This is a genomic window from Inquilinus sp. (assembly GCF_039594555.1).
Taxonomy (GTDB): domain Bacteria; phylum Pseudomonadota; class Alphaproteobacteria; order DSM-16000; family Inquilinaceae; genus Inquilinus.
This window is the reverse complement of sequence record NZ_JBCNNF010000215.1, coordinates 1-11675: the sequence shown is the minus strand read 5'-3', so window position 1 is coordinate 11675 and position 11675 is coordinate 1. Positions and strand designations below refer to the sequence as shown.

Sequence of the window (11675 nt, the reverse complement as noted above, 5' to 3'; positions counted from 1 at the left end):
TCCTGGTGCTGACGCTGTGTTATTTCCGGCTGCAGAAGCGCTGGGGGGCGCAGTGATGGACGCGTCGATGCCCGCGATCCCCCGCCCACGGCCCCGGACGCGCACCCTGCGCCTCGGCGTCGACGCTCTGGCCTATGCGCTGCTGATCGCCGGCGCCGTGGTCATGGTCGCGCCCTTCGCCTGGATGCTGGCGACCTCGCTGAAGCTGCCGGCCGACCAGTTCGGCCGCGACCTGATCCCGCCGGACCCGACCCTGCAGAACTACGCGACGATCTGGCGGATCCTGCCCTTCGGCGGCCTGTTGTGGAACAGCCTGACCGTGGCCGCGATCTCCACCATCGGCCAGCTGCTGACCTGCTCGATGGGCGCCTTCGTCTTCGCCGTGGTCCGCTTCCCCGGCCGGCAGGTGCTGTTCGTGGCCCTCTTGGTGACGCTGATGATCCCGGCGCAGATGGCGGCGATCCCGCAATTCGTCATCTTCAAGGCCCTCGGCCTGTACGGCACCCAGGCGCCCCTGTACCTGCCCAGCTTCCTGGGTGGCGCCTTCGGCTGCTTCCTGCTGCGCCAGTACTTCCTGACCATCCCGATCGAGCTGGCGGAGGCCGCGCGGATGGACGGCGCGTCGCTGCTGACCATCTGGTGGCGGATCTACCTGCCGCTGGCCCGGCCGGCCCTGGCGGCGCTGGCGATCTTCGCTTTCCTGTCGTCCTGGAACGACCTGTTCAGCGCCCTGATCTACCTGCCCAGCGACCTGGAGAAGACGACGCTGCCGGTCGGGCTGGCGCTGATGCAGCAGCAATACGCCGCGCAATGGACCGTGATGATGGCCGCCGTGCTGGTCAGCATCGCGCCGATCCTGATCGCCTTCAGCCTGGCCCAGCGGCACTTCATCGAAGGCATGGCGCTGTCCGGCCTCAAGTGACCCCAACCGAACCGACCGTTTCCAAGAAAGACCTGTCATGGCCAAGATCTGCCTCATCGGTGCGGGCAGCACCGTCTTCGCCCAGTCGATCATCGGCGACATCCTCAGCCAGCCGGACCTGGCCGACAGCGTCGTCGCCCTGCACGACATCGACGGCGAGCGGCTGAACACCTCCGCCATCGTCGCCCGCCGCATCGGCGCCGCGCTGGGGCTGGACAATCTCCGGGTCGAGGCCTCGCTGGACCGGCGCCAGGCCATGGCGGGGGCCGATTTCGTCATCCTGATGATGCAGGTCGGCGGCTATCGCCCGGCGACGGTGGCGGATTTCGAGATCCCGAAGCGCTACGGCCTGCGCCAGACCATCGGCGACACGCTGGGCATCGGCGGCATCTTCCGCGGCCTGCGCACCATCCCGGTGCTGCTGGAGATCTGCGAGGACATGCGCGTGGTGTGCCCGAACGCGCTGCTGATGAACTACGTCAACCCGATGGCGATGAACTGCTGGGCGATCGCCGAGGCGGCGCCCGACATCCGCTCGGTCGGGCTGTGCCACAGCGTGCAGGAGACGTCGGGCGACATGGCGCGCTGGCTGGGCGAGGCGCCGGAAACCCTCGACTATCTCTGCGCCGGCATCAACCACGTCGCCTATTTCCTGAAATTCGAGAAGCGGCTGCCGGATGGCGGGCGCGAGGACCTGTACCCCCGGCTGAAGGCGCTGGCCGAGGCCGGGGCGGTGCCGGCGGGCGAGGCGGTGCGCTTCGACATGCTGCGCCGGACCGGGCATTTCGTCACCGAATCCAGCATCCATTTCGCCGAATACAACCCCTGGTTCATCAAGGCCGGCCGCGACGACCTGCTGGCGAAGTACGAGGTGCCGCTGGACGAGTATCCGCGGCGCTGCGAGGAGCTGATCCGGGAATGGCACGCGCTGCGCGCCGGGCTGGAGGCGGATGACAGCCCGATCCCGGTCCGTCGCAGCAACGAATACGCCGCCGGCATCGTCCACGCCGTGGTCACCGGCCGGCACAATCTGATCTACGGCAATGTCCGCAATGACGGGCTGATCGCCGACCTGCCGGACGCCGCGGTGGTCGAGGTGCCGTGCCATGTCGACCGCAACGGCGTGCAGCCGATCCGCATCGGCCGCATTCCGGCGCATCTGGCCGGCATCATGCGCCTGTCGATCAACGTCCAGCAGCTGGTGGTCGAGGCGGCGCTGACCCAGCGCAAGGACGCCATCCGCCACGCCGCGATGCTGGACCCGCACACGGCGGCCGAACTGTCGCTCGACGAGATCTGGCGCCTGGTGGACGATCTGATCGAGGCGCATGGCGACCTGCTGCCGCGCTATCACTGAGAAGCGAAGGAAACCGGGAATGCCGGGAAGACTGGAAGGGCGTGTTGCCATTGTGATCGGCGCGGCGCGGGGCATCGGCGCCGCGATCGCCGAAAGGCTGGCGGCGGACGGCGCGCAAGTGGTGATCGGCGACACCGAGGCCGCGGCGGGCATGGCGACGGCGGAGCGGCTGGGCGGCCGCTTCGTCGCCACCGACATCAGCCGCAAGGACCATGCCGACGCCACCGTGGCGGCGGCGGTCGACGGCTTCGGCCGGCTCGACATCCTGGTGCAGAACGCCGCGATCTATCCCTGGACGCTGATCGAGGACATCGAGCCCGAGGAGTGGGACCGGGTGATGGCGGTCAATCTGCGCGGCACCTATCTCGCCGCGCGGGCGGCGCTGCCGGCGATGCGGGCGGGAGGAGGGGGGCGGATGATCTTCACCTCCTCGATCACCGGGCCGCGCGTCACCAGCCCGGGCCACGGCCACTACGCCGCGACCAAGGCCGGCATCAACGGCTTCCTGAAATCCGCGGCGCTGGAGTTCTCCGGCTACGGCATCACCGTCAACGGGGTCGAGCCGGGGAACATCCTGACCGAGGGCATGCAGCAGCACCGCAGCGCCGAATTCATCGCCATGATGGAGCAGGCGGTGCCGCTGGGCCGGCTCGGCACGCCGCAGGACGTGGCGGCGGCGGTGGCTTTCCTGGCCTCGGACGACGCCGCCTACATCACCGGCACCACCATCGTGGTCGATGGCGGCCAGACCCTGCCGGAAGGCCACGACTTCCGCCTGCGGCCGGGCTGAAGCGGGGCGGGCGGCTCCCTCAGCCCGCGTGCAGGATGCGGAAGCGGTCGGGGGCCGCCGGATCCCGGTCGACCACCTGGATCGGCGGCCAGGCCCATTGCCAGACGCCGATGCCCGGCACGCGGGAGAACCGGATCGGCCCGCGCGTGCCCTCGACCGCGACCTCCGGCCAGGCGCCGGCCAGCGCCGCCCGGTCCGCGCCACGGGCCCGCAGCATGTCGGCCAGGACGGCCACCGTGTCGTAGCCCTCAAGGGCGACGAAGGACGGCGCCTCGCCCAGCCGTTCGCGCAGCGCCGCCTCGACCCGGGCGCCGAGCGGGCCGAGGCGCTCGGGCCGGTAGCGCAGGAACGGGATCGCTGTGCCGTCGCCGCCCGGCAGCGCCGCCCATTCGGCGAATTCCGGCTGCCCGGCCGGCGCCCCGATCAGGATCCCGGCCAGGCGCGGGTCGCGGCGGACGGCGCGGGCGATCGGCACCGCCGGCTCCGGGTCGCCGGCCAGGAGCAGCAGGGCCGTCGCGCCGCTGCCGGCGAGCGCGTCGCACAGCGCCGCGGGGGCGAGCGAGCCCGCATCGAGCTCGACGACGCTGCCGCCGCGCGGGGCGAGGTGGTCCCGCAGGATGCGGGTCCCGGCGGCCCAGTACACGCTCGGCTGCGCCGCGACGGCGATCCGGCGGTGGCCGGCGCCGAGCAGGAACTCCGCATAGATCCGCCAGCCGCGGGACTGCGCCGGGGCGAGGCGCGCGACCCGGTCGGTCGGCTGGTCGGTGAGGGCGTCGAGCACCGCCGACGAGCAGAGGAACGGCAGGCCGAGGGCGTCGGCCCGGGCCGCGGCGGCGCGGGCGACGACGCTGTGATACTCCCCCGCCAAGCCCGCCCCGCCCAGCCGGGCCAGCTCCTCGACGGCCGCCGCGGCTTTCTGTGGATCGGCCGCGGTGTCGCGGACCACCAGCTCGAGCGGCCGCCCGGCGATCCCGCCGGCGCCGTTGACGTCGTGGACGGCGAGCTCGAGCCCGGCCAGCAGGTGCCGGCCCGCCGCGACCCAGCCGGGTGGGGTGAGCGGGGCCAGGGCGCCGATGCGGATGGCGGGGCCGTCCGCCCGCGCCGCTGCGGACGGCGATGGTGGCGTGGTCATGCCGTGGCGACTTTCCTATGGCGATCCGGCCGCAGTATGCGCGGATCGCGGGGCGGGCGTCAGGGGTGCCGGAAGCGCCGTGACCCCGCGGCGACGATGTGGGACGGTGGCCGGGCCGATGGGCGGCGAGGAGGGGCAACGCATGCAACGAGCGGGAAGGGTGCTGGCGCTGGCGGGAGCGATCGTGCTCTGGGCGGGGGCTCTCCAGGCCAACCAGGCCCGGCTGCCGGATGTCTGCTACCGGGCGGTGCTCGATGCCGCGACGGCCTATGCCCTCGGCGGGATCCTGCGCGAGGCCGAGGATGAGCGGACGGGGCATCCCGGTGTGGCCAGCCGCCTGCAGGCGATCCAGGACGAGCTGACGCAGCAGATGGGCGCCGCCCTCGACGCCGGCTGCCCGTCCGGGCCGTTCGAGCAGCTCGTCGCCTGCTTCCAGTCGAGGAGCGACGGCAGCGGCCGGAACGTGCCCAAGGCGAGCGCCTGCGTGGAGGAGGTGACCGGCAGGCGGGACGATCCCGGCCCCGGGACGAGATAGCCGCCCGGAGCATTGATCCCGATGGCGGGCGGCGGCGAGCAGACCCGCCTGGCACGATGGAGGATGACGAACCGATGACGGCGACCGACGGCACGACCCCGCGGCAATTCTACCACGGCACCCGGGCCGACCTGAGGCCGGGCGACCTGATCAAGGCGGGCCACAGCTCCAATTACGGCGCGCGGAAGCAGGCGTCCTGGGTCTATCTCACCGGCACGCTGGATGCCGCCATCTGGGGCGCCGAGCTGGCCGCCGGCGACGGGCGGGAGCGGATCTACATCGTCGAGCCGACCGGCCCGATCGTCGACGATCCCAACCTGACGGACAAGAAGTTCCCCGGCAATCCGACGCAGTCCTACCGGTCGCGCGACCCGCTTCGGGTGACGGGCGAGGTGACGGCTTGGCAGGGCCATTCCCCAGAGCGGCTGCGGGATATGAAGGACCATATCGAGCGCCTGAGGGCGCAGGGCATCGAGGCGATCGACTGACCGCCGGATCCTACCGATGGCCGAGGCTGACGGGTGGCGGCATCATCCGCGCCTCCGCCGGCGTCCGCATCCGGCCCGTTGCGGGTTTACGGGTTGATCTTGTAAGCAGGTCGCTATGCAGAACACGGCCAAGCCGCGTGCCGGAAGCGGGCAGGGGGAGCGGACCGGTTCGTTGATCGCCGGCTCCGCCTCGAAGCTCTCCACCGCCGATCTCGACAGCCTCATGCGGGCGCTCGAGATCGATGTCATCGCCCTGACCGAGATGCTGATCCCGTCCGACCATCGCGCCGAGATGGGGACGATCGACGCGCCGGCGATCCATTACACGGTCAGCGGCAGGGGGCGGATCTCGATCGGCAATGGGCCTGCGATGCCGCTTGAGCCTCACGTGCTCGTCATCAAGCCTCCGAACACGCCGTTCGCGATCGAAGTCGACGGGGCCGGCGGTCCGAAGAAACTCATCTCCCGCGATTGCTGGAAGCGGCATGACGGTGTCTTGCGCATCGCGATGCCGGCCGGGCAGCCCGAGCTCATCCAGATCTGCGGCTTCTTCAACGCGTCCTTTGGGCAATCCGTCGGGCTGTTTCGCGAATTGCGGGACCCCGTGGTCGAGAAGTTCGAGCCGACCGACAGGATCGACCTGAAGCTTCGCGAAGCGGTCGAAGAGCTGTGCGCGCAGGAGATCGGCATGGGCGCCATGACGGCGTCCCTGCTGAAACAGGTCATCGTCGCCCTGGTGCGGCGATCCATGAAATCCTCCCGCAGCTGGACGGATCGGTTCTCGATCCTCGCGGACCGGCAGATCACGCGGGCCTTCGCCGAGATGGCCGCGCGTCCGGGGGCCGCTCACACGGTCCAGAGCCTGGCGCACAGCGCGGGCCTGAGCCGGTCGGCCTTCATGGCGCGGTTCTCGGAGATCTTCGACCGCTCGCCGATGGCCGTCCTCCGGGAGCTCAGGATGCGGCAGGCGGCGCTCGAGCTCACCACGACGTCGGCTCCCGTCGATGTCGTGGCCTATAACGCCGGCTATGAAAGCCGCTCGAGCTTCGTGCGGGCCTTCCGCAAAGCCTACGGCGTCGATCCCAGCGAGTACCGGCAGAGCGCGAAGTCCGATGAGGCAGACAAGGGCGCTTGAGTCAGGCGCCACGCCTCGACGCTTTTCAAAACGGTGCTCAATCCCTTTTCCGTCATTCCCGCGAAAGCGGGAATCTCTTTCCGGATAAAGCGTTGAGAGATCCCCGCTTTCGCGGGGATGACGCGTTTGGGAATTCCGAGCAGGTCTCGTCCTTGAACGGGGTTCGCGCACGCCCGGTGCGCTGATCGCTGGCACCGGCGGCTCCGGATTCCGGAATGTGTGTCCGCCCGTCCAGCGAGGCCCGGCGCGGGTTTCATCGCGCCGGCACCGGTGGCAGCGTGGCTTCGGAATTCGGAAGACGACGCGCGATCGCGCACAGGCAGGTGGACGATGAAGGCAATCGTGGTGACGGACCAGGCAGCGGGAACGGCGGGGATGACGCTGGCCGAGCGGCCCGAGCCGCAGCCGGCGATCAACGACGTCGTCGTCGAGGTTCACGCATCGGGGTTCGTCCCGACCGAGCTGGCGTGGCCCTCGACCTGGACCGATCGCCTCGACCGCGACCGGACACCGTCGATCCCCGGGCACGAACTGGCCGGAGTGGTCACCGCCCTCGGCTACGGCACGACGGGGCTGTCGGTGGGTCAGCGGGTGTTCGGCCTCGCCGACTGGTACCGCGACGGCACCCTGGCGGAATATGTGGCGATCGAGGCCCGCAACCTGGCGCCGCTGCCGGGCGACGTCGACTTCACGGTGGGCGCGAGCCTGCCGATCTCCGGCCTGACCGCATGGCAGGGGCTGTTCGAGCACGGTCGCCTCCGGGCGGGGCAGAGCGTCCTGGTGCATGGCGCGGCCGGCGCGGTCGGGTCGATGGTGACGCAGCTCGCGCGGGAGGCCGGTGCCTACGTCATCGGCACCGGACGCGCTGCCGACCGAAAGATGGCGCTCGACTTCGGTGCGCAGGAGTTCGTCGACCTCGGCAACGACGTCCTGGAAGATGTCGGCGCGGTCGACCTCGTGTTCGATGTCATCGGCGGCGACATCGGCAAGCGGTCCGCGGGCCTGATCCGGGCGGGGGGAACGCTGGTGTCGGTCGTCGGGCCGATCGAGACGCGGCCCGCAGACGGCCTGGGGGTCGATTTCGTCGTCGAGGCCGATCGCGCCCAGCTGAGCGAGATCGCCCGGCGGGTGCGGGACGGACGACTGCGACCGCATATCGGCACCGTCTCGACCCTCGACGATGCCGTCGCCGCCCTCAACCCGACCGAGCGGCGCATGGGCAAGACGATCATCCGCATTCGTCCGTAACCGACACGCGCCTATCGCTGCATGCGGCCGGCCGGCGCTGCCGGAACGGCCGGCTGCGCGCTCTTGGACGCGCCGGGGCAGCCCGGGAAGCGATCCATGGCTCCCGGAATGGGATGGCGACAGGCTCCATCCCGGCAGCATCTCCAGAAGAGCAGAGCCGCTCTTTTTACTTCAGATCCTCCCTCGACCCGTAGAAATCACCATGACCAACGGATGCACCATGACCAATGCCGTCATCGATTGTATTGTGAGCCGCAGCGCCGCCAAGTACTACGACCGTTCCGCCTGCTTGAGCGACGACCAGATCCGCGAACTGGTGCGGATCGGCACCACCGCGCCGACATCCTTCCACCTGCAGAACTGGCGCTTCATCGCCGTGCGCACGCCCGAAGCCAAGGCCCGGCTGAAGCCGATCGCCTGGAACCAGCCGCCCATCACCGAAGCGGCCGTGACCTTCATCGTCTGCGGCCAGCTGGCCGATTCCAGCGTCATACCGGAGCGCCTGGCCCCGGTGGTGGAAGCGGGCATCATGCCGGCGGACCTGGTGCCGGATTGGGAAATCCCCGCACGCGGCCTGTACCAGGATTTCCCGCAGCGCCAGCGCGATGAAGCCGTGCGCACCGCCACCTTCGGCGCGGCGGCGATGATCTATGCGGCCCGCTCATGGGGCCTGGGTTCGACGCCGATGATCGGTTTCGATGCCGACGCGGTGCACCGCGCGTTCCAGCTGGCCGAGGACGAAGTGCCGGTGATGCTGCTGTCCGTGGGGCCGGAGCGTCCGGGCAACTGGCCGCAGAAGCCGCGCCGTCCGGTGGCCGACGTACTGAATTTCGCGTAAAGCCAGTAACTTGCGGAAGGCCATGATGCCAAGAACTGCCGCTCTGAAGCCGGAGCAGGTGCCGGCCGATTCGAAACCGACCCTCGATGCGTTCACCAGGAATATCGGGTTCACCCCGAACATGATGGCGACCTTCGCCCAGAGCCCGATCGCGTTCAACGCATGGGCCGCCCTGCTCGGCGCCTTGAGCAAGGCGCTCGACGTGAAGACCCGTGACAGCATCGGGCTCGCCGTCTCCGAAGTGAATGGCTGCAACTACTGCCTGACGGTTCACAGCTTCACGGCCGAGCACATGGCCAGGCTGCCGGCCGATGACATCATTCTCGCTCGGAAGGGCCATGCCACCGACGCGAAGCGTGACGCCGCCGTCCAGTTCGCGCGCAAAGTCATCGAGACTCGTGGCAAGGTCAGTGACGCCGATCTGAAGGCCGTTCGCGATGCCGGCCACGCGGATGCGAACGTCATGGAGATCGTGGCGCTGGTGGCCATGTACTCCCTCACCAACTTCTTCAACAACGTGTTCGATCCCGAGAAGGACTTTCCTGCCGTTGCACCGGCCGGTTCGGTCTGAACTCCATCTGATCGCATCGGCCATCTCCGCGGTTCCTCGGAGAATTCAAGTGACCCGCTCGTAACGCCAAGGCCCAGGCGCACCCGGGGATGATCCTGGGAACGCGTCTGGCTTTTCGTCATCTTGCCTGGCGTCGGCACCGCAATTGGAACGTCCGAATTCCTGGAAACGGTCATTCTGCGGCTCCGGGTGGCTTCCGCCCCTCACTCTTTCCAGAAAGCGGTGCCGGACACTGACAATCCCGGCCGTAAACACAATGTTCATTGCGGCTATCTTGATTTTCGTTCATGATATGTTCCATGAACACGGCGCACTCCGTCCCGACCCCGCAGCCCGCCGCGCCGGCCCTCGCCGATGCCGAGCAGGCGGCGGGTCTGCTCGACCGGCTGGCCGAAATGGCGATGGCGCAGGCGGAGGCGATGCACCGGGCCACCATGGCCGCCGTGGAAGCCGATGACGCGGCCAAGACCAAGGAATACGGGCTGGCCTTCGAGCGTGCCGGCCGCGGCGTCAGCCGCATGCTGGCGCTCAAGCTCCATTTCGCCCGCAAGCGGCAGGAGATGGCGGAGAAGGCAGCGCTCCACGCCCGCGACAGCGCCGCCGCGAAGGAGGTGCGCCGCAATCGGGTGGCCCGGGCCGTCAGCTGCTCGGTCGCCGCCAACCGCAACCTCGATGCCGAGACGTGCGAGGCGCAGATCGCGGCGATGTGGCGGCGGCTGGTCGACGATCCGGAGATCGACGCCGACCTGGATGCCGCCGGCCATTCGCTGGAGCAGATCGTCTTCCATCTCTGCCGCGACATGCGCATCCGCCCGGATGTGGCTTGGCTGAACCCGGACTATTCCGGCGCCGACTGGTTCGGGCGGCGGAAGCGGGCCGAGGAGGGAGAGGACGGCGAGAAGCCCCCCGCGCCCTGGTGGCCCGAGGACGGGCCGGACGCCGCGCGCTACTGGCATCTCGACCAGAGCGACAAGATCCTGGCTCAGGGCTGGTACGACATCGAGACCGGCGAACGGCTCCACTGCGCCCCCTGGCTGCTGAAACCGGGCGGCGGCTGACCGCCGTCGGCGCGTACCCCTGCCATTCCCAACCGGCCCGGCCTTCCGCTCTCCCCCTCCCGTTGCGGGAGGGGGAGAGTGAAGAGGGCGGGCCTGTCAGCCGCTCAGCACCATTTGTCGACGTAGTGGGAGTTGCCCGCCGGAACGACGTCCCGGTCGCGATAGATGATCGAGATCCTGCTGCCGCGCGCGGCGCAGGCGGCGTTGAAGAAGCTGATCGGATCGACCGGGTTGCCGTCGGCGTCCCGGTTGTTGTCGCTGTACTCGATCTCGTAGACTTGGTTGCCGTAGACGTCGGTGAAGTCGTCGCACTCCGTCCACACCTGGCATTCCTCGACGATGGCGAAGTCGAAGCCGATCTGCGAGATGCCGATCGGCGCCAGCTCGCCGGCGTTCTTCTGCGCGATGGCCAGGTTGGCGGCATGGGCGCGCTGCACCAGCAGCTTGGCGAAGGCGGTGTTGTGGGCCTTGGTCAGCACGCTCTTCGACCGGGTCCAGGAATCGAGGTTGTCCGGCTCGACCGCCTTGAAGCCGTCGGTCGCGCATTTGTCGATCCACGGCCCGATGATCGCCATCAGCGCCGTGCGCTTGGCCGCGGTCGAGGTGTCGAGGATGTACTCGTCCGGCCAGTTCGGATCGATCACGTATTTGCCGTTCTTCTTCACCAGCAGGTCGGGGTGGTTGGTGGTCCACCACACCGCGTCGTCGGGCTGGGTCTGGAAGGCGTTGACGTAGCAGATGTTGTATTTGCCCGCCGCGGGCGCCGCCAGCCGGTCGCGGTCGACGATGCCGACGCCGGCCGCCGGCGGATAGACGCCGCCGATCTGGTAGTCGAACTGCGTGTTGGCGGGCGGCTTGGTGAAGGCGAGGGCGCTCGTCGCGGTGGCCGCAAGGATGCTCGCCGCGGCGACGGCGATGGCCGTCGTCCGGAACCACAGGGCATGCATGGGGTCGTGACCTCTCGAGCCTGCCGTCCCCGCCTCGAGCCCGCTCGCTCTGGCGTGGTTGGGGCCGGGCTGGGTACCGGCTGGGGGCAGGCTGGCGGTAGGATGTCCATCCTTCCGCGCCGGGTCAAGAGCCGGCGCGAAGCCCGGCGGTCAAGCGGCCGCCGCGTCCGGCACCGCGCGCATGAAGTGGTTCGGGCCGAGGGCCACGATCTCGCCGCTGGCCCGGCGGCTGGCGGCGCGGATCGCCTCGGCCTTCGCCTGGAAGGCGCGGCTGCCCTGGCCGCGCAGCCGGACATCCGGGTCGGGCACCGCCGACAGCAGCAGCCTTGTGTAGGGGTGCTGCGGCGCCCCGGTCACTGCGGCGGCATCGCCCCATTCCACCATCTGGCCGGCGAACATCACCACCACCTCCTCCGCCACATGCGCGGCGGTGGCGATGTCGTGGGTGATGTACAGCATGGCCAGGCCGCGCGCCGCCTTGGTCTCGGCCAGCAGGCGCAGGATGTCGAGGCGGATCGAGACGTCGAGCATCGAGGTCGGCTCGTCCGCCACCAGGATCTCCGGCTCCACCGCCAGGGCCCGGGCGATGTTGACCCGCTGGCGCTGGCCGCCGCTGAGCTGGTGCGGGTATTTGATCGCGGTGATGTCGGGGTC

At 69.6% G+C, this 11675-nt stretch carries 13 protein-coding genes; 10 read left to right on the top strand and 3 right to left on the bottom strand.

The window, feature by feature from the left end; genetic code table 11:
- Window positions 1-67: 67 nt before the first annotated feature.
- Genes ABDW35_RS21660 through ABDW35_RS21650 form a run of 3 tightly spaced genes read left to right on the top strand, consistent with a single transcriptional unit; the run spans window position 68 to window position 3069 of the window.
- Complete coding sequence (locus tag ABDW35_RS21660) at window positions 68-922, top strand: carbohydrate ABC transporter permease (protein WP_343715954.1); 855 nt, start codon at window positions 68-70, stop codon at window positions 920-922.
- A gap of 37 nt (window positions 923-959) precedes the next feature.
- Window positions 960-2279: an alpha-glucosidase/alpha-galactosidase gene (locus ABDW35_RS21655; protein ID WP_343715953.1), complete on the top strand. Its 1320-nt coding sequence runs from the start codon at window positions 960-962 to the stop codon at window positions 2277-2279.
- A gap of 19 nt (window positions 2280-2298) precedes the next feature.
- Window positions 2299-3069, top strand: a complete 771-nt coding sequence (locus ABDW35_RS21650) for an SDR family oxidoreductase (RefSeq protein WP_343715952.1) — start codon at window positions 2299-2301, stop codon at window positions 3067-3069.
- A gap of 19 nt (window positions 3070-3088) precedes the next feature.
- On the opposite strand, the gene ABDW35_RS21645 is transcribed toward ABDW35_RS21650, so the two are convergent.
- On the bottom strand, window positions 3089-4201 hold the full coding sequence (locus ABDW35_RS21645) for an ABC transporter substrate-binding protein (RefSeq protein ID WP_343715951.1): 1113 nt from the start codon (window positions 4199-4201) through the stop codon (window positions 3089-3091).
- Between the two features lie 142 nt (window positions 4202-4343).
- On the opposite strand from ABDW35_RS21645, the gene ABDW35_RS21640 reads away from it, so the two are divergent.
- From ABDW35_RS21640 to ABDW35_RS21610, 7 genes are all read left to right on the top strand, one after another.
- Complete coding sequence (locus ABDW35_RS21640; protein WP_343715950.1) at window positions 4344-4736, top strand: hypothetical protein; 393 nt, start codon at window positions 4344-4346, stop codon at window positions 4734-4736.
- Between the two features lie 74 nt (window positions 4737-4810).
- Window positions 4811-5224 carry an NAD(+)--rifampin ADP-ribosyltransferase gene (gene arr, locus ABDW35_RS21635; RefSeq protein ID WP_343715949.1) on the top strand — a complete coding sequence of 138 codons (414 nt, stop codon included), beginning with the start codon at window positions 4811-4813 and terminating at the stop codon, window positions 5222-5224.
- A 115-nt stretch (window positions 5225-5339) separates the two neighbouring features.
- Window positions 5340-6359: a helix-turn-helix transcriptional regulator gene (locus ABDW35_RS21630; RefSeq protein WP_343715948.1), complete on the top strand. Its 1020-nt coding sequence runs from the start codon at window positions 5340-5342 to the stop codon at window positions 6357-6359.
- Between the two features lie 330 nt (window positions 6360-6689).
- The gene (locus ABDW35_RS21625) at window positions 6690-7607 is read left to right on the top strand and encodes an NADP-dependent oxidoreductase (RefSeq protein ID WP_343715947.1); all 918 of its coding nucleotides are present in this window, start codon (window positions 6690-6692) and stop codon (window positions 7605-7607) included.
- Window positions 7608-7827: 220 nt separating this feature from the next.
- On the top strand, window positions 7828-8445 hold the full coding sequence (locus ABDW35_RS21620) for a nitroreductase family protein (RefSeq protein ID WP_343715946.1): 618 nt from the start codon (window positions 7828-7830) through the stop codon (window positions 8443-8445).
- A 25-nt stretch (window positions 8446-8470) separates the two neighbouring features.
- Window positions 8471-9016, top strand: coding sequence for a carboxymuconolactone decarboxylase family protein (locus ABDW35_RS21615; protein ID WP_343715945.1), 546 nt, complete (start codon window positions 8471-8473; stop codon window positions 9014-9016).
- A 299-nt stretch (window positions 9017-9315) separates the two neighbouring features.
- Window positions 9316-10074 carry a hypothetical protein gene (locus tag ABDW35_RS21610; RefSeq protein ID WP_343715944.1) on the top strand — a complete coding sequence of 253 codons (759 nt, stop codon included), beginning with the start codon at window positions 9316-9318 and terminating at the stop codon, window positions 10072-10074.
- A 104-nt stretch (window positions 10075-10178) separates the two neighbouring features.
- Here the strand turns inward: ABDW35_RS21610 and ABDW35_RS21605 are convergent, their stop codons facing one another.
- Together ABDW35_RS21605 and ABDW35_RS21600 are read right to left on the bottom strand one after the other, a co-directional pair.
- Window positions 10179-11021 carry an endo alpha-1,4 polygalactosaminidase gene (locus tag ABDW35_RS21605; protein WP_343715943.1) on the bottom strand — a complete coding sequence of 281 codons (843 nt, stop codon included), beginning with the start codon at window positions 11019-11021 and terminating at the stop codon, window positions 10179-10181.
- A 150-nt stretch (window positions 11022-11171) separates the two neighbouring features.
- Window positions 11172-11675 (bottom strand): ABC transporter ATP-binding protein (locus ABDW35_RS21600; RefSeq protein ID WP_343715942.1); only part of this gene is annotated, 504 nt, incomplete at its 5' end.